The sequence below is a fragment of the Pleurocapsa sp. CCALA 161 genome, assembly GCF_003003995.1.
Classification (GTDB): domain Bacteria; phylum Cyanobacteriota; class Cyanobacteriia; order Cyanobacteriales; family Xenococcaceae; genus Waterburya.
Genome location: NZ_PVWF01000038.1, coordinates 17419 through 42664 on the forward strand (window position 1 = coordinate 17419; position 25246 = coordinate 42664).

The 25246-nt window shown below is 39.9% G+C and carries 25 protein-coding genes; 10 read left to right on the plus strand and 15 right to left on the minus strand.

Going from position 1 to position 25246, the window contains the following annotated elements; genetic code table 11:
• Positions 1-96: 96 nt before the first annotated feature.
• The 6 genes from C7B62_RS11180 to C7B62_RS11205 all read right to left on the minus strand — a co-directional run bounded on the left by C7B62_RS11180 (position 97) and on the right by C7B62_RS11205 (position 6272).
• Positions 97-3000 carry an RNA helicase gene (locus C7B62_RS11180; protein ID WP_106235922.1) on the minus strand — a complete coding sequence of 968 codons (2904 nt, stop codon included), beginning with the start codon at positions 2998-3000 and terminating at the stop codon, positions 97-99.
• A 96-nt stretch (positions 3001-3096) separates the two neighbouring features.
• Entirely contained in the window at positions 3097-3318 is a 222-nt protein-coding gene (locus tag C7B62_RS11185) for a hypothetical protein (RefSeq protein WP_106235924.1), read from the minus strand.
• A 245-nt stretch (positions 3319-3563) separates the two neighbouring features.
• Positions 3564-4082, minus strand: a complete 519-nt coding sequence (locus tag C7B62_RS11190) for a pentapeptide repeat-containing protein (protein WP_106235926.1) — start codon at positions 4080-4082, stop codon at positions 3564-3566.
• A 29-nt stretch (positions 4083-4111) separates the two neighbouring features.
• Entirely contained in the window at positions 4112-4687 is a 576-nt protein-coding gene (locus tag C7B62_RS11195) for a Uma2 family endonuclease (RefSeq protein WP_106235929.1), read from the minus strand.
• A gap of 118 nt (positions 4688-4805) precedes the next feature.
• Positions 4806-5357 carry an NUDIX hydrolase gene (locus C7B62_RS11200; protein ID WP_106235931.1) on the minus strand — a complete coding sequence of 184 codons (552 nt, stop codon included), beginning with the start codon at positions 5355-5357 and terminating at the stop codon, positions 4806-4808.
• 180 nt (positions 5358-5537) lie between these two features.
• Positions 5538-6272: an outer membrane beta-barrel protein gene (locus C7B62_RS11205; protein ID WP_106235934.1), complete on the minus strand. Its 735-nt coding sequence runs from the start codon at positions 6270-6272 to the stop codon at positions 5538-5540.
• 242 nt (positions 6273-6514) lie between these two features.
• Between C7B62_RS11205 and C7B62_RS11210 the strand changes: the two genes are divergently transcribed.
• Positions 6515-6862 (plus strand): translation initiation factor, encoded by a 348-nt coding sequence (locus tag C7B62_RS11210; protein WP_106235937.1) that lies wholly within the window; start codon positions 6515-6517, stop codon positions 6860-6862.
• A gap of 118 nt (positions 6863-6980) precedes the next feature.
• Here the strand turns inward: C7B62_RS11210 and C7B62_RS11215 are convergent, their stop codons facing one another.
• Complete coding sequence (locus C7B62_RS11215; protein WP_106235939.1) at positions 6981-8075, minus strand: inositol-3-phosphate synthase; 1095 nt, start codon at positions 8073-8075, stop codon at positions 6981-6983.
• Between the two features lie 74 nt (positions 8076-8149).
• On the opposite strand from C7B62_RS11215, the gene C7B62_RS11220 reads away from it, so the two are divergent.
• A complete protein-coding gene (locus C7B62_RS11220; protein ID WP_106235942.1) occupies positions 8150-9943 on the plus strand; it encodes a fatty acyl-AMP ligase in 1794 nt (597 codons plus the stop codon).
• Positions 9944-10112: 169 nt separating this feature from the next.
• Positions 10113-10661, plus strand: coding sequence for a CDP-archaeol synthase (locus C7B62_RS11225; RefSeq protein ID WP_106235945.1), 549 nt, complete (start codon positions 10113-10115; stop codon positions 10659-10661).
• A 78-nt stretch (positions 10662-10739) separates the two neighbouring features.
• On the opposite strand, the gene tsaD is transcribed toward C7B62_RS11225, so the two are convergent.
• On the minus strand, positions 10740-11777 hold the full coding sequence (gene tsaD / locus C7B62_RS11230; protein ID WP_106235948.1) for a tRNA (adenosine(37)-N6)-threonylcarbamoyltransferase complex transferase subunit TsaD: 1038 nt from the start codon (positions 11775-11777) through the stop codon (positions 10740-10742).
• A gap of 95 nt (positions 11778-11872) precedes the next feature.
• Between tsaD and C7B62_RS11235 the strand changes: the two genes are divergently transcribed.
• The 4 genes from C7B62_RS11235 to C7B62_RS26870 all read left to right on the plus strand — a co-directional run bounded on the left by C7B62_RS11235 (position 11873) and on the right by C7B62_RS26870 (position 13561).
• Complete coding sequence (locus tag C7B62_RS11235; protein ID WP_106235950.1) at positions 11873-12370, plus strand: Photosystem I reaction center subunit III; 498 nt, start codon at positions 11873-11875, stop codon at positions 12368-12370.
• Between the two features lie 33 nt (positions 12371-12403).
• Entirely contained in the window at positions 12404-12532 is a 129-nt protein-coding gene (gene psaJ, locus C7B62_RS11240; protein ID WP_106235952.1) for a photosystem I reaction center subunit IX, read from the plus strand.
• Positions 12533-12862: 330 nt separating this feature from the next.
• Positions 12863-13030 carry a hypothetical protein gene (locus C7B62_RS11245; protein ID WP_199194148.1) on the plus strand — a complete coding sequence of 56 codons (168 nt, stop codon included), beginning with the start codon at positions 12863-12865 and terminating at the stop codon, positions 13028-13030.
• A 399-nt stretch (positions 13031-13429) separates the two neighbouring features.
• Positions 13430-13561 (plus strand): hypothetical protein, encoded by a 132-nt coding sequence (locus C7B62_RS26870; protein WP_255414007.1) that lies wholly within the window; start codon positions 13430-13432, stop codon positions 13559-13561.
• 98 nt (positions 13562-13659) lie between these two features.
• Here the strand turns inward: C7B62_RS26870 and C7B62_RS11250 are convergent, their stop codons facing one another.
• The 4 genes from C7B62_RS11250 to C7B62_RS11265 all read right to left on the minus strand — a co-directional run bounded on the left by C7B62_RS11250 (position 13660) and on the right by C7B62_RS11265 (position 19996).
• Entirely contained in the window at positions 13660-14718 is a 1059-nt protein-coding gene (locus C7B62_RS11250; RefSeq protein ID WP_106235954.1) for a hypothetical protein, read from the minus strand.
• Between the two features lie 176 nt (positions 14719-14894).
• On the minus strand, positions 14895-15626 hold the full coding sequence (locus tag C7B62_RS11255) for an FkbM family methyltransferase (protein WP_106235956.1): 732 nt from the start codon (positions 15624-15626) through the stop codon (positions 14895-14897).
• A gap of 254 nt (positions 15627-15880) precedes the next feature.
• Entirely contained in the window at positions 15881-17641 is a 1761-nt protein-coding gene (locus C7B62_RS11260; protein ID WP_106235958.1) for a sedoheptulose 7-phosphate cyclase, read from the minus strand.
• Between the two features lie 546 nt (positions 17642-18187).
• Positions 18188-19996 carry an ABC transporter ATP-binding protein gene (locus C7B62_RS11265; RefSeq protein WP_199194149.1) on the minus strand — a complete coding sequence of 603 codons (1809 nt, stop codon included), beginning with the start codon at positions 19994-19996 and terminating at the stop codon, positions 18188-18190.
• 77 nt (positions 19997-20073) lie between these two features.
• Between C7B62_RS11265 and C7B62_RS11270 the strand changes: the two genes are divergently transcribed.
• From C7B62_RS11270 to C7B62_RS25695, 3 genes are read left to right on the plus strand one after another with little or no spacing between them, the layout of a single operon-like run.
• Entirely contained in the window at positions 20074-20664 is a 591-nt protein-coding gene (locus C7B62_RS11270; protein ID WP_106235960.1) for a hypothetical protein, read from the plus strand.
• A gap of 16 nt (positions 20665-20680) precedes the next feature.
• Positions 20681-21466 carry a carbon-nitrogen hydrolase family protein gene (locus tag C7B62_RS11275; protein ID WP_106235963.1) on the plus strand — a complete coding sequence of 262 codons (786 nt, stop codon included), beginning with the start codon at positions 20681-20683 and terminating at the stop codon, positions 21464-21466.
• A 53-nt stretch (positions 21467-21519) separates the two neighbouring features.
• On the plus strand, positions 21520-21675 hold the full coding sequence (locus tag C7B62_RS25695; RefSeq protein ID WP_158260670.1) for a hypothetical protein: 156 nt from the start codon (positions 21520-21522) through the stop codon (positions 21673-21675).
• 16 nt (positions 21676-21691) lie between these two features.
• On the opposite strand, the gene C7B62_RS11280 is transcribed toward C7B62_RS25695, so the two are convergent.
• The 3 genes from C7B62_RS11280 to C7B62_RS11290 are packed head-to-tail and all read right to left on the minus strand — an operon-like array spanning position 21692 to position 24421.
• On the minus strand, positions 21692-22417 hold the full coding sequence (locus C7B62_RS11280) for a sulfite exporter TauE/SafE family protein (RefSeq protein WP_106235967.1): 726 nt from the start codon (positions 22415-22417) through the stop codon (positions 21692-21694).
• A gap of 2 nt (positions 22418-22419) precedes the next feature.
• Positions 22420-22845 (minus strand): universal stress protein, encoded by a 426-nt coding sequence (locus tag C7B62_RS11285; RefSeq protein ID WP_106235974.1) that lies wholly within the window; start codon positions 22843-22845, stop codon positions 22420-22422.
• A 13-nt stretch (positions 22846-22858) separates the two neighbouring features.
• Positions 22859-24421, minus strand: coding sequence for a sodium:alanine symporter family protein (locus C7B62_RS11290; protein WP_106235976.1), 1563 nt, complete (start codon positions 24419-24421; stop codon positions 22859-22861).
• Between the last annotated feature and the right edge of the window lie 825 nt (positions 24422-25246).

A 25246-nucleotide genomic window follows, 5' to 3' on the forward strand; every position in this document is an offset into this window, starting at 1 on the left:
TGGGTAGTGGGTAGTAGGTAGTAGGTAAAATCAGTTAAGTAACTTATATGAAACTATGAAACAGATTTAATATCATCTGGTTTTTGCAACCTGAAACTAAATAGGAAAACGCTTCATCATCGCATTAGCCTCTCTAGCATTGCTAGACAAGGTGTTAGAAATATTCGGAATTTGTGGAATTTGCGACAGCACATCAACAGTACGGCGGAGCATTCTAACAATATCTCCTTCTGCTAAACTAACGCTGTCACAAAGATCTTGCCAATTCATCCCTAACGCCCACTGTTCGCATAATCCCACCAGTCCATATTCGCGCCAAACGGGTAGACCGACTCCATGACGGCGCTGTACCTGAAACAGACGAGTTCTAATTTCTCTGATGGCTGAACTGCTTTCGCTTGATTTGTTGACTCCCAAAACTTCTAACACTTCAGGTGGGGGAGGAAAGTCACACCAAACATCAGCGCGGGGAGTTTCGGTAATTAAAGCACAGACGGTAGCTGCTAGGTGATGGGGTTCAAGATGTTCTAATTCCCCAGAGACAAAGACTAAGGCTAACCAAAGTTCATTGTCACCGCGAATAGTTGCTGCTGCTTGACCTAAAAAACTGGGACTGTATTCTTTTAATGCTTCAAATTCCTGTAAAACACCAATTAGATTGAGAAACTCTTCCCAATAATAGGACTGATTTAATTTTTGCTTTTGATATTTAATCTGAGTTTTGTGTAATTTGTCTCGTAGTTGCAATCGCTTTTGATATTTTTTGAGCAGTTGATTCGGATTATCCACCTGCTGCACGGGATGGGAATCGATTTCTCGCTGTAAGCGATCTAGTTTCTGCTGCTGTTCAGCTACTTCAGCAGCAGGAGGGATGGGAATAAGGCGATCGCTAATTTGTTTGACAATGAGCGCCGTAAGTTCATCTCCTTTACGCCATTTCCCTAATTTGAGGTTATCTAAAGGGGGTACAGCAATTTCAGCAATCTCAGCCTCAGCCAAAGTTCCTTCGTTGATTTCCGTAACGTCAGCGTTAGCGGCAACATACCAGTAATTATCTGCACCTAAACAGAGTAAGTTAAGCGCTCTACCCGAACCAGGAATTTTAGCGACTAATACGGCAGCCAGAGGGGAGTTGAGGCGAATATGCTTACCTTTTAAACCGATAATTCTGCCAGGCTCGATTTGAGGAATTAGAGGCTTAAGCTGATTTTTTTGCGTAATTTCTGCCTGTTGTTGCAAAATTTCGAGTAGGCGCTGTTCTTCGACCGCTCGTTCTCGCAGTTTCTGATAGCCAGCTAATTTTCCTGGAGGAATCGCAGCGAGGGAAATATCTAACTTAGCTAATTCGGTAGTAATTTCGGCGATCGCCGTTTGTTCGGGAGCGAGTCTCTTTTGCGACAGATATTCGGCAAAGCTGCGCTCTAATAGTTCTTTTACTTCGGGTAAAGTATATTTCTGTAATAGGTTTAACACCATGCCATAGGAAGGAGTAAACCAGCTTCTTAAGGGTTCGGCGCTGGAAGTTGCCAGAAATGCAGCCTCTTTCGCCCCTTCAAAGGGAGTTTGCATGGTGACTACATGACCTACTCGATCTTTTCCTCTTCTCCCTGCTCTACCAGCGATCTGCAAGAATTCTGAAGGACTTAACATACTGTGTCCCCCGTCGGTGCGTTTGGAAAGAGCAGACATGACCGTAGTGCGCGCGGGCATATTAATTCCTGCTGCTAGAGTAGCCGTGGCAAAAACAATCTTGACGAGTCCCATTTCAAACAGCCTTTCCACTAGCTCTTTCCAAGCGGGTAGTAAACCTGCATGGTGGGAAGCAATTCCCCGCATTAAAGGCTCAATCTGGTCGATACGGGCAATTTGAGAATTTTCACATAAAAATTGCCAGAGCAAATATTTTTGATTGGGGTTTGCTGCTAAATAATTAGCCAAGTTGACCTCTGCCTGCTCATTATCGGCTAGATAATCTCGCAGTAATTCAGCTAATTCGGCATTAACTGAACCAAAATGAGTTAATAATCCTGTCTGTAGCTCAACATTATTAGTTAAAAAGAAATATAGCAGGATACTTTCAATTTGCTGTCCTTCTTCGGGGGAGACTAAAGCTAAACCCTCGATCATCTCTACTGCCTTATCACACCCCCGTCGGCTAAAGATAATATAGATCGCTGGCAACATATCTTTATTTTGTAGCTGCTGCACCACCTGATAAATTTTGGGACAGTCTTTAATTTTAAGGCGTTTGAGCTTTTGTCCTTGACGAGAAGCGGAGGACTTTAGTTTAGGGTTAATCTCTGTTTCCGTTTGATTCAACAGTCGGTGCAACCCACTGCGATCGCAAAAGTAATAGCGCAAAGGGACAGGGCGAAAATCAGAATTAATTAGTTCGCACTCATATCTGGTTGTACTGTTCGGCTTAGAATTCCTTACCTTGGTAATCCAGTCCGTCAACTCTTGAGGATTACCGATGGTTGCGGATAAGGCTACTAGCTGAATTTGCGGGGGACAATAAATAATTGACTCTTCCCATACTGTACCTCGAAAGCGATTGCTAATATAGTGACACTCATCCAGCACCACCGCTTCAACATCGGCAAGAGACGTGCCTAATTGCCCGATCGGCGTCTCATAGAGCATATTCCGAAAGATCTCTGTAGTCATCACTACCACATCAGCATTCGGATTCACAATTGTATCCCCTGTCAGAAGCCCAATCTTGCGGGAGTCTCCTTGGGCAAACTGTTCTTGAAAATCACGAAATTTTTGATTGGAAAGAGCCTTGAGTGGAGTGGTATAGAATACTCGCTTGCCGTGGCTGAGAGCGCGATAAATGGCATATTCACCGATTAAAGTCTTCCCCGAACCTGTAGGGGCGCAGATAACTACAGATTTGTCAGCAGCTAAGGCAGCGATCGCTTGATGTTGGAATTCGTCTAGCTCAAAAGGAAATAATTCTTGCAGATTTAACTCAGAATTAGAGGCAATTAGATTCACAAGGGGTTCTATAAAGTCGGACTCTGGGTCACTATATTAGATTTAATTCTTTATATTGTGACATTTTTGCCAGATTTGTGATTCAAACCCGCAATCTTAAGACCCAGCGATGTCTCTAATCAACATCATTTTAGAGCTAATATAGCCAATTAAATTCTGACGATCTTCTGAACTCAAGTTCGAAGATTTATCAATCTGGCGCATAATTTGCTGAATTAAATCCTGATCGTCTAGCTGTAACAACACTTGCTGGTTGATAGCAGATACAGAAGACCAAACCGCATGGACGATTCTTGATTCTATACTTGTATTTCTCATAATGTTGAATTTTAGCCTAACGACTATTCTCAATAAAGTAATTTTTGATACTCTAAGAAGCTAACACAAATATAAAGAAAATCTTAAGAATTTTCCGAATTATCAACATAACTTCACTGGTGACAAAATAAAAGACTGTGCTGTTAGTCAATCAGCTTTGAGCTTTGAGCTATTTTTGCTTAATTTGACAAAATTACAAAACTTAAAGATGGCGATCGCTAAATTTATAATTAGAGGGTTTCACTTTAAGGACAATATAAAGTATCTTTGGTGTTTCGACCCGTAGTGGGGTTAGTGCCACTGGCAACTTCACAGAGCTTTTTTTCCGTGGTAGGACTGAGCAAAGCATCGGTAAAATCTGCTCCTGTAATAATTGTTTCATTCATTAAAGCGTTAGTTAGATATGCTCCTGTTAAGATCGCGTTAGTCAAATTGGCACGGGTGAGACGCACTGATTCTAAACTAGCGAAACTGAGGTTAGCACCTTCTAAGTTAGATTGAGCCAAATTTGCCCCAAAAAAACGCACCCCCGTAGCATCAATAAAACTGAGATCGCTGTCTCGCAGATTAGTATGGTCGAAACTAGCATCCTTCAAATCTTGATGAGAGAAATCTGAGTTGATTAAAGATTGTTTATTATAGTCAGCACTCCAAGCAGGAGAGACTCCCCAGGAAATTGTCACGATCAAGGTAATAACTAAAATCCAAAAGCTTGAAATAAGTGTCGATCCAGTGGGTAGATAAAATTGACTGTTGAGTTTCATCTTGTGATTAAATCTTGCTAAAGCTTATTTTAAAATATTTCCTGTAAATCTACAGTTAATTTAGGCATTAAGTCTTCTCCTGAAAGGTTTTTAGGTTCAAGCAAGACTTCAGTTTCTCTGCCTACACGATATATCTCTACTCTTTTCTCATCAGGATAAATTAACCATCCTAATTTAACTCCACAAGCTTGATATTCGGTCATTTTACTTTGCACATCAGACAAGCGCTCATTAGGAGAAAGAAGTTCTATTACAAAGTCTGGAGCTATGGGAGCAAATTTTCTTTTTTGCTTGGTAGTTAGTTCATCCCAGCGAGATTTTTTAATCCAGCTAACATCGGGAGAACGTTTGGCATCGTTAGGGAAAGTAAAGCCCGTTGAGGAATCAAAGACGATACCTAGCTTAGTCTGACGATTCCAATACCAAATTTGCCCAAACAAGTCACCATTTTGTCTGCCGCTTTCACTCCCTGTTGGGGACATAACGATTAATTCTCCTTGGCTAGTCAGCTCAAATTTGGTATCCCGATTTTGAGCGCAAAGCTGCTCGAATTGTTCGTCAGTGATGGAATTAGCTAAAGCTTTAATGTTAATGGTTTCGATCACTGATTATTCTCCTAAGTAGATAATCGAATATCGATGAGTGTAATAATATTCTACATTTACATTTATGGATAAAAATGGAAAAAAGCGGAGCGCTGCTTGTTAAGTTTACTACAAACATTCAAACATTTAGATAAGCCCGCGCCATATAAAAACTGGCAATAGATTTGCCGTCAATTGGTTCACCGTTAAGAATAGCTGCTTCGAGTTCTGACTCGCTCATTAGCACTACCTCAATATCTTCATCCTCATCCTGCTGTGGAGGAGTAGCTAGCTTTTCCAGATCTTGTGCCAGAAAAGCATAAATATATTCATCAGAATATCCAGGGGCGAGAATAAATTTGCCCATATCTTGCCATTTATTCGCTCTATAGCCCGTTTCTTCCTCTATTTCACGCTTAATTGTCTCAAAAGGAGATTCATTGGCTTCTACTGTTCCTGCGGGAAATTCGAGTAATCTACCTTCTACAGTAAAGCGGTATTGTTTAACCAAGACAAACTTACCATCGGCTGTCACGGGAACGGCCAAAGCTCCCCCAGGATGGCGGATACATTCCCATTCTCCCGCTACACCATTAGGTAAACGCAGCTTAATAACTTCATAGTCAAACTTGCGCCCTTTGTAAGATAGCTTACGCTCTAAAATTTCTGATGGTTCGTTGCCTACAGCCATGATGATTAATTAATACTGCTAATACTGCCTTAATTGCACAAATATCATATCTTGCTACTGTTATTAGGACACAACGTATTTTAAGGGCGAATACCATTCGCCCCTACATCTAAATCTAAAAAAACAATTACAACAAGCTCAAGGATTCGCTTCGCAACCTCTTTGGGACTATCAATAACATTAAAACTGAAAATCAAGACCTATTTCGGTGCCGAAAAAATTAACAGTATCTTCCTCGAATTGGCTAGCATATCTTACTTGTCCAAAGGTACTTAATCTTTTACTAACTGGTACGGATATACCTATTTTGGCTTGCCAAGTAAGGCGAGTATCGTCTGTTACTGTCACATCTCCATCACCTACACCTATCGCTGAAATGCCAATACCAGGACTGAAATATACGGATGCACTCTTTTCTTCGTCACTGAAAGGGTAAATGAATCTAGGATTAATAAACGCTGCAAATACTCCATAAGCAACATCTGATTCTATAGTTCCACCACCTAGTAGATCGAGTTCTATATCAGTTGCGATATATTGATTGAATTTAGCACCTCCGTAAAGGCTGACCCCAAATCCAGTATTCAAAATATCTGTGTCTGGAAAAAATAAGCCTATGGAAGCCCCGATATAACCTTTGACATCATTATCACTTGATTCTCGTTGAGTACTTTCTTGTATTTCAGTATTTCTTCTCGTCCGTTGAGAATCTAACTCTTGTTTATACCTTTCTCCATAAATATTTTTAAACTTATCGCAGTCTGGATTTGCAATGTCATATTGATAAGCTGCGGGGCTGCAATATCCTCTATAATCTTCGTAACTTTCAATGTCTTTTGCTTGAGCAATACTAGGCACCGATAATAATCCTGAAATGGTTATTATCAATGCTATGCAACTATTTTTAGATGACATTTATGTAAGATAAGAGCTAATTTTTTTGTAAGAGCTAATTTTTTTGTTTGACTCGTTTATAATTCCCAAAAATAAAAGAAAAATCTCAAAATAGTTTAGATATTAGATAATATGCTCGATTTTTCTGCTCACCTCTGCTCGCATCTTGTTAATTCGTAAGCGATCGCTTGGATATAAAATAATTACAAGCATTTAGCTAATAGCTATCAATTATTAGCAAGTTAAGGATTAATTAAATAAATATGGCTGGTCAAAAGAAATCAAAGCAAAATCCTATTGCCTATCAAGAGTTCGGCAACGTAGATAACTCCCAAGCTATGGTAAGGGGAGTGGCTGATCTACCACCCAACCAACAAGATTTAAGAATACAGTCAACGCGGTCGGGTAGAAAGGGCAAGACTGTCACTATTATTAGTGGGTTTCAGCATAAGCCTGAAACTCTTAGTCAGCTATTGAAGAAGCTAAAAAGCCAGTGTGGGAGTGGCGGTACAGTTAAAGATAATAGCTTGGAAATTCAGGGAGATCATAAACAGAAACTATTAGAGACACTGACTAAAATAGGCTACAAAGCCAAAATAAGTGGCGGATAAAGCAGTATCGATAGCGTGATTCTGTAAGGGCGATTGGCCAATCGCCCCAACGATCAATTTGGCAATCCTAACTACTTGCTCTCAACAATTGATCGTATAGACTTGTCACTAACTGGGACTATTGCTCGACAATAAAAGCCTCAGTCATTTGATAAGCTTGATCATCAGTGAACTGTTCTGGGGGATGCTTCATAAAGTAGGCAGAAGGTGCTGTCAGCACGCCACCAATACCGCGATCCAAACCTAACTTACAACAGCGAATAGCATCGATGACCACACCTGCTGAATTGGGCGAATCTTCTACTGAAAGTCTCATTTCCAAATTCATTGGCACATCGCCAAACAATTTACCTTCGATGCGAATAAATGCCACCTTGTTGTCTTTTTGCCAAGGAACATAATCACTAGGTCCGACGTGAATATCTTCATCTTCTAAGCGTTTAGCAATTACGCCTTGTACTGCTTCGGTTTTCGACTCTTTCTTAGAATCTAAACGAGTGCGATCGAGCATATTGCGGAAATCAGTATTTCCCCCAGTGTTTAACTGATACGTTCGTTCAACTTTAACCCCGCGTTTTTTGCACAAATCAACTAAAGTACGATGACTAATGGTAGCTCCAAATTGAGATTTAATATCATCGCCAATGATGGGAATCCCATGACTTTTAAACTTTTCTGCCCACAACATCTTGCTAGCGATAAATACGGGAATACAGTTAACAAAAGCGACTCCTGCATCCAAGGCGCATTCTGCATAAAACTCTACAGCTTCTTGGGAACCCACAGGGAGGTAATTGACTAAAACCTCTGTCCCAGACTGTTTAAGACTGCTGACAATATCTGCCTTTGACTGTTCAGGGCGATCGCTAATTACAAAAGTATATTTTTCATCAGCATCTTGCATGTGGGCTGCCACACCATCTAAAACTGCGCCCATTTGTACCGTTACACCAGTTTGAGGCACATTTTCACAGAAAACAGTTGTACAGTTAGGAGGAGCAAAAATCGCCTCGGCGACATCTTTGCCTACTTTGCGCTGGTCAATATCAAACGCAGCAACTACCTCAAGATCGAAAGGCTTATAGCCTCCCAGATCCCAGTGCATTAAGCCAATAGCATCTTCTGCCTGTTTATCTCGGTAGTATTCGATTCCTTGGATAAGAGAACTGGAACAGTTTCCTATACCGACAATTGCTACTTTTATACTCCCCACGATTTTACCTTCCTCCGTTATTGGACTACATTATAGGGAAATCTTACAGTCATTGTTTAAAGAATGGTAAACGAATGGTAATTAATTCCACCATAGTAGATGTTTTACTTAATAGAGCGACAATTGTACCCCATCAAAAGGCATATACTTTCTTAGCCGATGGAGAACATGAATCCGCTAGCTGTACATACCAAAAGTTGGATCTTCAGGCACGAGCGATCGCCGTAGAATTATCAGCTAAGGTAAGACCAGGCGATCGCGCTTTATTGGTTTATCCCTACACGGCTGGTTTAGAGTTTATTGCTGCTTTTATGGGTTGTCTTTATGCTGGAGTTGTTGCCGTTACCGACTACCCCCGACAGCATATTAAATCCCTTAGCCAGTATCAAGACCGTATTGTCGATTGTCAAGCCTCAATTGCCTTAACTACCCACGAATTTGCTGACCGCGTCAAAGGGCAGTTAATGGCTCATCCCACGATGGCGATCAAGCTTAAAGCTCTACCTTGGATCGAAAGCGATCGGGTCGATCTCAGTTTGGCTGACTCCTGGCAACCGCCTAAAATAGACGGTGATACTTTAGCGTTCTTACAATATACATCTGGGTCAACAGGACAACCAAAAGGGGTAATGGTGACCCATGGTAATGTGCTACACAACTCCGAAGTTATTTATCAATCTTTTGGTCATCATGACCAAACAAAAATATTGATGTGGTTGCCCATGTTTCATGATATGGGCTTAATTGGCGGGGTGATGCAGCCTTTATTTGCGGGATTACCTGCGGTATTAATGTCGCCCATTGCTTTGGCACAAAACCCTTTTCTCTGGCTTCAGGCATTATCTAAATATCAGATAACTACCAGTGGTGGTCCAAATTTTGCTTACGATTTACTTTGTCACAAGATTACTGATGAGCAACGGGCTAGTTTAGATCTGAGTCATTGGTCAGTGGCGTTTACGGGGGCTGAACCTGTGCGGGCAGAAACCCTAGCCAAGTTTAGTCAACTATATGAACCCTGTGGATTTAAGAAAGAAGCCTTCTACCCCTGTTATGGTATGGCTGAGGGGACGTTATTTATCACAGGTATCGACCCACGGAAATATCCAACTATTACCTATGTGGATAAACAAGCTTTGACTGAGGATAAAGTGCTGGCAGTAGCCCCAGAACATCCTAACTCTAAAGCCGTCGTTAGCTGTGGTCATCCTTGGTTGGGAGATGAAGTAATTATCGTTAATCCTGAAGCTAAGATTCACTGTAGCAGCGATCAAGTAGGAGAAATTTGGGCAGCAGGGGCAGGTATTGGCAGAGGATATTATCAAAGAGAAGAACAAACTGAAGCAACTTTTCAGGCGACATTAGCTAATAACCCAAATAAGAATTATCTTCGTACAGGGGATCTGGGATTTATTAAAGACGGTGAACTATACATCACAGGACGCATCAAAGACATGATGATTCTTTGGGGACGCAATCACTATCCTCAACACATTGAAGAAACAGTCGAAAACTGTCATCCCGCCCTTCGTCCTAATCATGGTGCTGCCTTTAGCGTTGATGTAGGGGGAGAAGAACAGTTAGTGGTTGCTCATGAGATCAATCGTACTGATTTACGTACCCTCAATGCTGAGGAAGTTATTGGGGCAATTCGTTTAGCGGTAGGAGAACAAAATATGGCGAATGTTTTTGCTGTAGTCTTGCTCAAAACTGGCAGCATCCCGAAAACCTCCAGTGGTAAAATCCAACGTCGCGCCTGCCAAAGTATGTTTCTTGATGGTAGTTTAAATGCGATCGCGCAATGGCAGCAGTCAGAAATACCCGAAACCGATATTACTGATTTAGCAGGGCAATTTTTTAGTGATTAACTCCAAAAAGCTAGAAGGCAAGTTAATAGTTAATGAACCTTTGTCTTCAAGCGATCGCTGAGTTATCTAAAATCTACATTTACTAATATTATTAGTCTAGTAGTAATTATGGCTCTCGGCGTTCTTGTTACTAAAAAATAACACTGTTTCTAGGATTTAGATATATATAATGGGCTGGACACAATACTTTATTCCAGATACTTTAAATCTACTTTGGCTAGCTCTTAGTCTATTTATTGCTGGAGTTATTGAAGCTTTTTTGTGGAAAACCAGTCCGTTTCAAGCCTTAAATATTCCCATTCAAATTGATTGGTTTGGGGAAAACAAAAAGTGGCGCGGCTTAATAAGTTTACCACTGGCGATGGTTACGAGTGTTTATCTATTAAACTTTTCAGAAATAATAATTCCTGTTCTTTCTCGGCAAGCAATCTCATTTTCTAACTTCAATCTAATTGAGTTTGGTTTATTAGTTGGTTTTATGTTTAATCTTGCTGAATTACCCAATTCCTTTATCAAACGTCGCTTAAATATTCCCCCTGGTGATGAAAATAACAAGCTGTTTTATTTGATCGATCACATGGACTCCACCTACGGGGTACTAATTTTGTGGTATTTCTATTTCCACTTTCCCCTTCACTTTATTGTCACAGGTTTGATTGTTACTCCATTGTTATTTATGGGGGCAACAGAGTTGAGAAAAAAACTAGGATTGAAATAATTATGACGCACAATAAATATTAAGTGCATAACTCTCTTCTGCCTAGAATAGTATAACAAAACTAAAACGTACTACCGTTTACTTATATAGCTCCATTACCCGATCGATGGGCATACGCGATCGCACTTCTAAATCTAAACTAGAAGTATGTCCCAGATTGAAATGCTGAGCCGCTGCACAAGCAATCATCGCTGCATTGTCAGTACAAAATTTTAAAGGGGGAAAATATATCTTCAGATTATGTTTCTCGGCTGCCTGTTGTAGATGTTTTCTTAATCCACTATTAGCAGCTACCCCACCACCAATAGTAATCGTATCTAAACCGTAATCAAGAGCGCATTTGACGCTGCGCTTAGTTAACACCTTAGCGACAGTATATTGAAAACTGGCTGCCACATCAGCAACAGGGAGATCAACTTCCTCCTGTAGTTGCTCTACCAGTCTCAAAACTGCTGTTTTTATCCCGCTAAAACTATAGTCATAGGGATGATATCCCCCTTCAGAGAGGGAAATTCTGCCCTCTGGCAGAGGAAACGCCAAGGGGTTACCCTGTTGTGCCAGGCGATCGATTATTGGTCCGCCTGGATAACCTAAGTCCATTAACCGTGCTACCTTATCAAAGGCTTCGCCTGCTGCATCGTCTCTAGTTGAGCCAAGAAGTTTATATTCGCCATAATCTTTAACGTAGATGCTGCTGGTATGTCCACCAGAAACCAAAAGACATAAAAAAGGCGGTTGTAATTCTGGTTGAGCCAAGTAAGAAGCATAAATATGTCCTTCTAGATGATGTACCCCTAAAAACGGCTTATTGTGAATCATAGCTAGGGTTTTGGCTGCTGCCATCCCGACTAATAATGCACCCACCAAACCAGGAGTACAGGTAACCGCGATCGCATCAATATTTTGCCAGGTTAAATCTGCCTCTGAGATGGCGCGATCAATACAGGGATTAATTATTTCTAGGTGCTGCCGAGAAGCTAATTCAGGGACAACTCCACCATAAATTTGATGCAGTTCAATCTGAGAAGAAACAATACTACTTAAAACTTGACGGTTCTTTACGATTGCCACCGCTGTTTCGTCACAACTTGTTTCGATCGCTAAAATTGTTGCCATCCTTTGATAAATTTATCTATTAGTTAGCGTCTAGAATATATCTTGGCGCTTTTGTACAAACACCATAATTATCTGTCACAAAAGGAAACATATTCATGAGAAAATTGTTTGCTTTGATATTAGTATTTACGCTTTGGTTTGGTTTTGCACCCACAGCGAATGCTGATGATGTAGCTAATTTAACTCCCTGTGGAGAAAATCCTGCCTACGTCCAAAAAGCTAAAAATTTCCGCAACACTACAGACGATCCAAACTCTGGTCAAATTAGAGCCGAGCGCTATGCAGAAGCTCTTTGTGGTCCTGAAGGATACCCCCATTTAATCGTAGATGGTCGCTGGTCACACATGGGAGACTTTTTTATTCCTAGTGTTTTATTCTTATATATTGCTGGCTGGATTGGTTGGGCTGGTCGCTCATACGTCATTGCAGTTAGAGATGAGAAAAATTCCGAAATGCAGGAGGTTGTGATTAACGTTCCCTTGGCTATTAGCAAAATGTTAGCTGCTGCTACATGGCCGCTGCTTGCCTTTGGCGAATTTACCAGTGGTAAATTGATTGCCGACGAATCGGAAATCACTGTCTCTCCGCGCTAAATCACATTCTTTATTGTTTCACAGGAGGATACTATGGGAGACTTACAAAAGTTTCTTTCTACTGCCCCAGTTTTAATTATGGCTCTGCTCACATTTACCGCAGGGATTTTGATTGAATTTAATCGTTTTTTTCCAGACCTATTATTTCACCCCCTAACTTAGAGTAAAATCTAATGCTTTAAAATCTTCTTAACTTAATAAAGTGTTCGTTTTCGGTAGAGGTGCTGATTATTTACACTTAATGATCTGCGATTAATTTGGTTGTTAGTCGCAGTTTTTTATGTGTTGAATTTGACGAAATAACAAGTGGATTATCCATCATATTGGAGATTTTAGATAATTTAAACTTTAGCTCAATTGATTTGCGGTGCAATTTCTAATTAAGTTAACTACAGCAAGGAAGAAATCATGCAGACTAAGGCAGCAAAAGTTATCGTCCGTTAGAGAAAAACTGAACTTATAACCTATCTTTTAAGCTATTTTTCTTAATCCATGAGCGATTCTCCAGTATGGACACACCTAAGACCCAATATGCTGATGCAGAATATGCGTTGGTTCGCCCAAATGATCGCCGAAAATGGAGTGTTTTATAATTGCGTCGGCGATACCAAAATCTCTCATGTTGACGGGCGAATTGTTTGCCCCCAGATGATTTTATAGATAATCTGCCCAAACGTAGTTCATTTGCAAGAGTATATCCGCGATCGCTACAAGAAAAAGTATTGAGCAATTGGCAGGCTTACGGATTTCGTTAAATTGTAAATTTCAAAAAAATCTTCAAAACTTTATTCTCAGGAGGAATTAATGGTTAACGCAGTATCGAACGGTATAGTCATTTTAATTAATTTCCCTATGGTTACTTTGTATTAATGATGATGGTGAATTTTACTTGTTACTTGTTACTTCGTTATAAGATCCACTGGTTGCTATTTGAAATGACTATAAAGTTGCTCTTGTGATTGGCGCAAACAAAGAAACAAAGGACTGGGATTTGAGATGAGTCGTCGAAATACTCCTTTAAAGGTCAACAGCACTCATCCTGGCTGAGTAAAAACAGAATTGGGCGGTGACGGCGCGATGATGGACATTGCCGAAGGCGCAAAAACGGGCGTTCGCGTTCAGTTAGCCACACTTCCTGATGATAGACTTAGCGCTGGCTTTTTTCATCTCGGTCAGCCCGTACCTTGGTAAGCAACTTTGATTTCTATCGAATCAGAAATTGGACGGTCGGGAATAACCCAATCGTCTCAATGAAACCCGAAGCTGTGTAAGTTTGTACAATAACTAGTTCAAGAGCTAACCGCCACACCAGAGGTCTTGTTGCAACACTGCCTAATATAGTTTGGTAAAAATTTCTCAGGGGATAAAAGTTGATGGTAAGCTAAACGATTTTCTCGTTTCATTTCTTTTAATTCTTGTTCGGTGGTGGTTGCAAAATGCTCTGCAATTACTTCTGGCAACTTGTTGAGCGAATTGACTGGAACTTTAATCAGATGTAGCTGTTCTTCATAGGGAATTACCCCATCAGTATCGATGACCACTGGGATTCTCCCTGCATTTAACGCCATATAAAAGCGTCCCGAAAAATTACCGCCACCTCTGACACACAATACATAATCGCTTTTGTCAGTGTTAGTAATAAACAAGTTTTCTAGGGCAATTTTATTAGATTCATTATGAACGTAATAACTTTGACGATTGTTGGTAACATCAAAACACACTTCAAGTCTTGAATCGATAGCCAGGATCTTCATTACCGTTTCCCTAAGCTGAAGACTCATCCCTTCAATTATTCTGGGATCTACCCGACGAGATAATTTTCCTTGAGATAAGACTAATCTGGTCACAGCATCAGGCACAATAGATTTACTCAAGTTTGCCAACTTGCCGCGAGAGGATGTAGTTCCACAAAAGCCAATAACTGGTTTTTTGCCTTTGGGGGAAATATCTAGAGAATCCAAACCTCTTTTTGTTCGCTCATTGCTCCAGTAAGGACATTCTGTTTCAAATGATTTTTTTAAACTTTTATACAAACCATTGCGTAAAATGTTTGCCCAAGGTATATCCAATAACACATCCGAGTCGCTCGTTGCATCGATAATCAGCGGTTTACGGTAAGTTTGTGCTGATTGGGCTGCCTGATACACAGAACTATCAAAAGCTAAAGTTTCTGGAGTAAAGGCTTTGTTGGGATAAATTGCTACGTCACAATCCTGAATTGAGTCAACTTCTGTATAGCGGTTTTCGGCTATAAATTGACTAAAGATCTTGTCTCTATTTTGAGATCTCAATGACCATAACATTTCGACACGAGTATCTTCAGCGGCGTTAAATGTATAAATTTTCATTGGCAAATTTTTAGGCGTTTTTTACATGAGCCTAGATATAAAGTGTTTAGACACAATAGATTTAGACCGAACTAGATAAACAATTACAAAATAATTACCAGAATATTCAAGCCAAGATTTATCAAGAAAGACTATGAAAGACTATATTAATAGCATGGTTACTCCAATTGATCCAGTCAATTAACCAAGCTTTGCTGTACTGCAACTATATCTCGACCAACCTTGAGATAAGAATATCCTTTTGAAGCCAGTAAATTTCCGCATTCTATAGTTATTTCTGGCTGAAGATGAGTGTATTCAAAGTTGATAATATCTGGTAATAGGTTGCTTTGAAATGCCATTTTAAGAATTTCGTAATCAAAACCTTCAGTATCTATTTGTAATAGATTTACGTGTTGAATACTGTGCTTTTCGATCAGCGAAGCCAGACTCATTGCCGGCACTTCAACAACTTCAATAAGTTGCTCAATATTAGGAATTAATGGCTTTTGTTTAAGAATAATATTGCGATCAAAACTGGCAAGTAACCTAACATATTTGGGTAGTGATTCATCCGCCATAACTCGATAGAGTTTAACCATCCCATCTTCTTTGGCGATCGCACAATTTTCTAATTTGAGCTTTGATAAATGGCTATATGTATGACAAAGTTCATGATATAAATTGGGCAGAGGCTCAACTAAAATCCCCGACCAATTACCTTGGGTAATTATTAAATGAACTGGGTCACCTGTTTTGCCGTCGTTGGCTCCAATCTGGAGAATGACAGCTTCAGAAGTATTTTGAAATAACTGCTTGACTAATAATTTTAATAAGTCAATATTTTCTTCGGGAAAATCACGAATTCGCTGAAGATTGTAACCATTTTTCCAGAGCAGTGACTGAGCTACATCTTTTATTAATTTCATATCAATCCTGCTGATTAAACTACTTTAATTTTACAAAGTTTATCTGAGGTTACCATAGAATGAAAAAGTAAATGAAAAGGTAGGGTTGCTCAGTTTGGTTTGATGACATTACTTTCTTTTCTAACAGTCCTAATGGGTATTATGCAACTTCCCCTGTTCAAAATATTTAGCAAAAAATATTGGATAGTCAGGAACAACCTGACTATCCAACTATAGCTTTGATATCTAATCGGGGAAAATCTCTAAATCTTGTTCTACACAGCAGAAAGTGGTTGCGAATTGATGCCTATCGATTCTAGAGGCGCATGAGCCACTGTGGAAGGATCTTCCAACCCGACATCACTACAGTGAGGTTCGATTCCTAAACCTTTACGAGGATACTCAAGGCAAATTAACCGATACTCCGCAACTGCCCGATCTAATTCTGCGCGAGTTAGATAATTGAGATAACCACATTGCCCAATTTCACCTTTAGGTAATGGTGCAGCTAAATTGCCGCCACGCTTCTCAAAGATCTTTTGCTGAGATGCCCACAGAGTATCTGTTCTATACATAATATCGTGCCACAGGCTCAAGCCAAAGGAACTAATTAGGCGCATGATTCGCTGGAATTGTGCTTCATCAATCCAATTCAGACGAAGACTTAAATAAGCACCAAAACCCATGCCGATAGAAACTGCGTGTCCGTGTAACAAACCAGCCTCAATTTCAAACCCAGGTGACCAAGTATGACCATAGGCATGAGGGCGACATTGGTGGGTTTCATAAAGGTTGTCGTATTCTGCTGCTACATAGCTGCGTAGCGCCGCACCCAAAATCTTCTGGGAGAGAAGATTAATCTCAGCATCAGCATCAGCATCTACAGTACCAAAGCGCGTTTCGATCAATCGAGGCCCTGCCTGTTCCATCATCTCAAATAACTGCGCATCTTTAGTCACAGCCATTTTGATGATTTCAATGATGCCGTGACGCAACCATCCTTCTTTCAAAGTCTTGAAGAAATAGCGATCGGTAATTGATAATATTGGGGGATGATAAGCGCCAAAAAGATTCTTATAACCAAAGCCATCACAACAGGTGCGAGGAGAAGGACCTGCATCGATACCCGCTACAATCGACGTAGAAAGCATGATATAAGGTGTATTGCGATGATATAGGGCGCAGGCTAATCCACCAGTGTCAGCTAATACTCCACCACCGACAATTAAGACTGGTTCGTTGCGCGATACTCCTAAGTTTTTAAAATCACCGAGCATTTTTTCGACAGTGTAGATCCCTTTATCTACTTCCATTGCTCGATATACTAACTTGTCAAGCTGAATACCGTGATAATCAAAATAATGTTCTAGCTGTTCACCAAAGTAGCCATCGACGTTTTGGTCAACAAGACAGACACAGCGTCCATGAGAAATATACATATCTCTCAGTAACAACTGCTCAGGATCGAGAGAATTATCCACAACTTTTATGGAAGTAAAAGTGCTTGACCTCATTACTGCTTCAATAGTTTGGTCGTCAGGGGTACTTTCTACATAACCACGGCTTTCACGGTAGCTAGAAGTAGGATAAATGGCGTGGGGATTTTCTCTGACTAAACGTTCTGCCAAGTCTTGATAAAATTTTCCTTCGGCACTATTTTTTAAATAATCGATCAGCTTAATTGTGCCTAATTCTGAGGAGTGTATTTTGTTTGCAAACTCATACCAATCCTGAGCTTTAGCTTCGTCAAAGGCTGCTAAAAGTTCGGCTAAAACGCCAAAAAAGTTGCTAAAAGAGAGATTAAGACAGGTGCGCAGTTTACGACAAGCGGATATACCCTTGACCGCATCCACTTGAGCAAACTCTCTTCCTAGTTCCTGAGAAAAAGCAGGGCTATCAATTAATGAAAGCAACAAGCTTCTAAATTGTTCGCTACAGCAAATAGCTTCTACAGCTCTTTCCACGTTCTGATACGCCAGAGGCTCACAGTTTTGCTTGGAGATAAAAGCCTTAACTGCCGAAGTAGTCTTTGTCATTATTGATTCCGAAAAAAAACGGTGTGTGCAAAATTTTTAGGGATGTGTTAGTCCCTGATTTGAGTTAAAATAACTGCTTCAAAAAGCTTGGAAAATATTGTGGAAAAGTTTTTGAAAGGCAGATTATAGTGATAACAAATACAGCTATTCTATTTTTGTGTTCGTGACGCAATTGCTCAATTTTGATTGTCACCTTAAAACCAAGCCAATCATAAATAGGCGTTGAGTATCAATTGAACAGGATGGAATTTTAATAATGCTGTTCAATCAAATAAGATTCAAGTAACGAGAAAAATTTAGCAAAAACGCTTAACTCACCTTGTTATGTTAACTAAAAATTACACTCAATAGTTAATTTTATCCGTATATTTAACTAGATTACAATAGACGATCGCCTGTCAACAAGACACGTAAAGGGATACAGTCATGCCTTAAGACAGATAAATTTTTTATTAAGATATTTCGAGGTTTTTTTTATATTTTAAGCAGGATAGATAGCTGCCAAAAAGATCGAATTTGTCAACAATCTTTAGTTATATAGTTGGATCATGGTAACTTGTAACTAGATGCCTGTTTAAGAAACATCTCAGCATACAGACCGTTGTGAGTCATTAATTCTTGGTGAGAGCCAACTTCGACGATCTGGCTATTTTCTAAAACCACAATGCGATCCGCTAGCTGTACTGTAGAGAAGCGGTGGCTGACAAAAAAGGTCATCTTACCTGCGGTTAGAGTACGAAACTTGTCAAATAATTCATATTCAGCGATCGCATCTAGAGCAGCGGTAGGTTCATCCAAAATTAGGATCGGTGCATCGCTCATAAAGGCTCTTGCCATACCGATCTTTTGCCACTGTCCCCCCGAAAGATCGACTCCTCCTTTGAACATTTTGCCCAGACGAGTTTGATAGCCATCTTTCAAAGTATCAACTACGCGATCTGCTCCTGAAGCGATCGCTGCTTGCTCAATACGGAACTGATTTTCTCTTTGAGGTAAATTACCAAAGCCAATATTATCTCTGACACTAAGCTGATAGCGGGCAAAGTCTTGATTTAAGACACCGATATTTTGATGTAGCTCGGATAGCTTAATTTCGGCTAAGGGAATACCGTCGATCGCGATCGCCCCTGAATCAACATCGTATAATCTAGTAATTAGCTTGAGCAGAGTTGTTTTGCCCGCACCGTTTAAACCAACTAGGGCAATACTTTCTCCTGGTTTAATTTCCAGATTTAAATTACTTAAAGTCGGCTTACTCGCACCTGAATAGGTGAAACTGACATTTTTGAGAGATAACCCCTGCATAATTGGGTGAGGAAAAGGCTGAGGACCAGAGGCATTAATCACCTGGGGCTGGAGAGCAAGAAAATCGAAGTATTGCGAGACATATAAATTAGATTCATAGACACGGGCAATATTCTCTAAGATGGACGGCAATACCTGTTGCGCTTGGCTAAATGCTCCTGTATACATCGTAAAGTCCCCCACCGAAATTTGACCCGCGATGGTTTTAATTAACGTCCAGATATAGGCAAGATAAAAACCGCTATCCACCAGCACTCCAGAGATACCGCGCATGCGCGTATATTCAGAAGCGATCGCTGCTGACTTTTGGTTAAAATCAAGGCGAATATCCTGCCACTGTCCTAATAAATGCTTACCCAAATTAAATAACCTTACTTCCTTAGCAAATTCAGGATTAGTTAGCACCTGCTGAATATAGTTAGATACACGTCCGCTTTCCGTCTCCATACGAGTCATCCAAAACCGTCTGCCAGAATAGACAATACTCGTCCAAAAAGAAGGTAAAGCCGTAAAAAACAATAAAGGCACAATTGCCACGTTAAACTGCAACAGCAAGCCCAACAAACTAACTAAAGTAACTCCCTGACCAAATAATCCCGTCAGTGTTTGAATTACTCGCACAGGATGATTACTACCGCTATCTTGAGCGCGGGCGAGAGTATCGTAAAACTCAGGAGATTCAAAATGCCCTAAATCTAGTTGAGCAGACTTTTCCAGTAGAACAAATTTAGTATGTAGATTGAGGCGATCGTTGAAAATCTGACCCACATAAAGACTGGCTTGAGTTAATACCGCTTGCACAAAGGTAACCCCAAACCGCAACGCCACTAAAACAATTAAAGGTCGCCAGACAAAATTAGCGTTCCCCCAGTTAGCAATTACCAAATCGACGATCGCCTTATTAATCAGCAACATCAAAGCAGGTATTAAAGACTGAAATCCTTGGATTGCCAAAGATAAACACAAATAAAGAGGTGTTGCTTGCCAGACCAAGCGTAGCAGCAGGAAAATATTCACCAGGATGGCTTGAAATCGTCTGTTAGAAGTCAAATTAGGTTCGGATCTTTTTGAGTTTATTTAATTTAAAGTAGTACAATAATATTGGAATTTTCGGATTTTTACTTAAGATGGCAAAAACCCCAGCAGTTTCTCATTTTGTGGCAGTTAGCGATCTTTCTAAGCCAGCAACCGAACAAGAAGGTATTTTAATCGAAGTAGCGGGAACAGGAGATAATCAAAAAAATCGCGCTAAGGCCTTGGATCTTGTGCAGGAGATGTGGGAAAAAGAAGAAATCGATGTCAATCGTTTTCCCGATGGTTTAACTCCAGACCACATTTTCTATGTACCAAGCGATAGTCCTCAAGTAAAATCTAGCAAAACCGTGTCAGATAGTCAGAAATTGTTGCCCATTGTCCAGGGCGCTCAAGAAATTATCCAATTAACCAAGCTTCAGCTTGAGGTTCAAGAAGCATCAGAACAGGCAGAACAATATATACCCATTATTAAAGTAGTTTTAGAGCGATCGCGTCCTCTAACTACAGAAGAAAAAGAATTAGCTAAAGACAAAAAATACGGCAAAACTATCGAAAGGCTGGGTTCAATCGTCGCCGAACAGGAAGAATTTCAAGAATCCTGTTCGGGTAACGGCAGTTTAGTTTTAAATGCGATCTCCTGGCAGCTTAGTCAAGGTACTGAACCTCAAGCCGACAAGAATTAACAATTCCTAATTTAGGATGAGCAACTTTATTCCTGTACTTGTGGCACAATTCCCAGTAACACTTGATATTCAATACAATTTGGATGTGATTCTGTCTATTCTTTCACAAGCCGAACCCAATACACTGGTGATCTTACCCGAAGGCGCACTCTCTGGTTATGCAGAAGACACCGAATTTTTAAGTAAAATTAATCAGCAAATTCTAACGCTCTCACTGCGAAAACTACAAGAAACTGCCACACAGTCGAATATTCATTTGGTCTTTGGGTCGTGCTTACTGGAACATGGGAAGTGGTACAACGCGGGAATATATTATGGCCCACAACAAGCGCAATTTGTCTACCGTAAAGTTAATTTAGCCACGAGCGAACGTGCTGTGTTTACCGCAGGTTCTCAGCTTTCCGTAGTAGAACTTGATATCAGCGGTCGTAGGATCAAGCTAGGAATTCAACTTTGTCGTGAAATTCGTTTTCCTGAACAATGGCAGTATTTAGCCCGTAGGGGCGCTGACATATTTGTCTATCTTACTAATGCTGTTGGTGATGCAACCCAAGCTCCTGTTTGGCGAAGCCACCTTATTAGTCGTGCTGCTGAAAACCAACGCTTTGTTATGTGCGCCAACAATGCTCATGTTGCTCAAAAGTGTCCAAGTATGATTGTGACTCCCACAGGTTCAGTTGCCTGGGAGGCCTGTTCGTCTGAGCGCGAAGTAAAAAATTATCTGATTGACCCATCAGCTGTCTCAGATTGGTACTTAAGTCAATCGCGAATTGATTTGTTTACGTCAAATGTAGAACACTAACTTTGACAATGTTGAAGAATTCTCCAATCGTAAAGGTAATATAAAATCTACAAATGTTTGCTACAAATAAAAAATTTGGGGATTTGGGGACTTGGGGACTATTTATCTATCTGTATCATTTTTGTATTTCATATAACGGCAGTTTAGTTTTAAATGCGATCGCCTGGCAGCTTAGTCAAGGTACTGAACCTCAAGCCGACAAGAATTAATTGTTTCTACAATCGACTAAATCAACAGTCTTAAAGCCGACACCAGCAGCAAAGCTAGGGTAATACGCTTAAATATCAAAGGATTTATTTTTTGAGAAAGGATTATTCCTAGCCAAAGTCCAAGGGCAAAACCAGGCAAACTATAAACTGCGAACTGACTGACAGATAAAGTTATATTTCCCTGAAAACCATGAGTTAGGGCAGCAAGCAAAGAACTAAAAAAAAATAAGGCAGTCAAATTGCCTTTAAACTCTTGAGGATTCCAGCGCCGACAATGGGCATAGATAATTACTGGAGGTCCGCCAACGGTATATGCACCATTGAGAATACCTGACATTCCCCCCAGTAGACAAGCCCAGATTGCAGATTTTAAGCTGGGTAAAGACAAATTAAACCCATCATAGATAACATAGCTAAAAATCAATATTCCCAATCCTTTTAAGGCGATCGCTTCAGGAATATAGTCCAGTAATAAAACACCAAGCGGGGTAGCAACTAAAGAGGCAATAGTTAGTACCCCAACTGTTTTAAAGCTACAATCACGCCGATAGTAATACCAAATTACCAGATTACCCACAATACTGACTAAGGTAACTAACGGTACTGCGATTTGCAAACCAACTACCCCTGGCAAGAAAGACATGGCAACGATGGCAAAACCAAATCCAGTGATGCTCTGAGTTAGAGCAGCTAGAAAAATAATTCCCCCCACCATTAAATACTCATTGCCGTATAGCTCCATTTTTATTTAAGAACTAATACAGGACAAGGAGACAAGCGCACTACTCTTTCTGCTACCGAACCCAATAAAAAGCGACTTACGCCCTTACGTCCGTGGGAAGGCATGACGACTAGCTCTGTTCCTGTTTCCTTGGCATAATCGACAATTTCCGTACTTGGATCGCCTATTTTTACTTCAATGGGAATTTCTTGATATCCCATCTCGACTAGCTTATCTTTGAGAAACACTTTGACCTTTTGTTTTCTCTGCTCATGATCGAGAGTATTCCACATCGACGCTGGATCAGCAGGATGCAGAGGTGTCAGAACGTGAATTAGTTTTAAAGAAGTTTCAGTTTCAACGTATTCTTTAGCAGTGGCGATCGCGCTATAAGACCATTCAGAAAAATCAATAGGAACTAGAACAGATTTTTTTCTCAGCCAACTCATAGTTTACCTCCGTTTATTTAAGGACAGGTTCTTTAACTTGTTCTTCAATTCTTGTTGACATCCTGCCAGATTTGAGGCGAGTCATATAGCTATCTAGCTCTTTAGCAATTACACCAGACAGTAGAAAACAGCCTAAAAGATTGGGTAAAGACATCGCCAGCAGGACAATATCGCTAAATTCTAAAACCAGATTGAGATCGATCACCGTACCAATAAATCCACAAATGAGAAATAACACTTTGTAGATGTTGACGGTTTTGTCCCCAAATATATAAGCCCAAGCCATCTGTCCGTAATAACTCCAAGAAATCATGGTGGAAACGGCAAACAAAAGACCAGCAAGCGCAATCACATAGGGAAACCAGCTAATCACGGTGCCAAATGATGCAGCAGAAAGTCTCGATCCATCCAGTTCAGCAGAAGTTGGATCGGCATAAACTCCTGTCAGCACAATCACAATTGCCGTCATGTTACAAATAAAGATCGTGTCGATAAACGGCTCTAGCAATGCCACAATTCCTTCTCTAACTGGTTCATCGGTACGAGCAGCAGAATGAGCGATCGCAGCTGAACCAATCCCCGCCTCATTAGAAAACACCGCTCGTTGAAACCCAACGACAATCGCGCCAATAGCTCCTCCTCCCACTGCTTGAGGATTAAAGGCTGTAGTAATGATTGTGCCGAGCGCTGCTGGTACTGAGGTAAATTTAACTAAGATCACCCAAAAACAGGCTAAGGCATAAATTACTGCCATGACTGGGACTAAAACCCCTGCCACCGAACCGATACGCTCGATCCCGCCAAGAATTACCAACCCGACAATAGTTACCAAGATGATGCCAAACAGCCAGCTATAATTCTCAAAAAAGGGAAAAACGTTAGCCACAGCAGCATAACCTTGATTTGCCTGAAACATATTTCCTGCGCCCATAGCAGCGATCGCACAGCAGGCTGCATATAATACCCCTAATCCTTTTCCTAGTTTGCTCATGCCGATCGAGGATAAACCACGAGAAAGATAGTACATTGGCCCTCCTCCCACCGTACCGTCGGGCTTGATGATGCGATATTTCTGACCGAGAGTACATTCAGCAAACTTACTCGACATTCCGATAAAGCCTGCTACCGTCATCCACAAAGCTGCTCCAGGCCCACCCATACGTATGGCGATCGCTACCCCTGCAATGTTGCCAATACCTACTGTCCCTGAAAGGGCTGCTGCTAGTGCCTGAAAGTGGGATACATCACCTTCATCGTTGGGGTTATCATATTTACCCTGCACTACTTCAATCGCATGTTTAAAGCCTCTCACATTGATAAATTTCATGCGTAGAGTAAAGAAAATTCCCCCAGCAATTAACCAAAGTACGATTAGGGGAAATCCGTTTTCACCACCAATTTTGAAGTACAAAAAGAGATTAAGAACATCGACAATACGTTGAAATACTCCTTCAAATATTCCGCTGATACCTCCTGACGTAGCTTGTTCTTGAGCTAAAGCAATTTGGGGGATTGATACTATCAATAAAATTGGCAACCAAAAATATTTTTTAACTTCAAACAATAGTTGTTTCATGATTTAATTTGCTTAAATACAACAGATATTTTTAAATATTTGCATCATAAAAATATAAATCAGCTATTGTCTTCTGCTTAATAAAAATTGCCTTTTATATTTTTATGTCTTAGCTTAAGTTTGCAATTCTTTAATTATTAAAACTGTAATTAAAGATACCAGTGATTATAAAAACTAAAAAATAATTGGCTTTTATTTTGTTGATTAGCTTGATTTTTCTCTCTTATAAATTAAAGATAGATTTTTATATTTATAGACTATTATAAAAACATAATACAGAATGTTATCAATAACAAAAGTAGTCAATGATAATATTCTGTATTATTATTAGTATCTTTAAAAAACTATTAATTATCAAAAAAGGCGTTGCTGAATCGAGGTATAGTTTTTCAACAGTATCTATATAATTCAAATCAGCAACGTATATCAAAAAAGAGGCGATTTCTCCCTTTAACTGGAAGTAAAAAAAGCAGCTGTTACTTGTTACTTGTTACTTGTTACTTATTACTTATTACTTGTTACTTGTTACTTATTACTTATTACTTGTTACTTGTTACTTATTACTTATTACTTATTACTTGTTACTTGTTACTTGTTACTTGTTACTTATTACTTGTTACTTGTTACTTGTTACTTGTTACTTGTTACTTGTTACTTGTTACTTGTTACTTGTTACTTATTACTTATTACTTATTACTTGTTACTTGTTACTTGTTACTTGTTACTTATTACTTATTACTTATTACTTGTTACTTGTTACTTGTTACTTGTTACTTGTTACTTGTTACTTATTACTTGTTACTTGTTACTTGTTACTTGTTACTT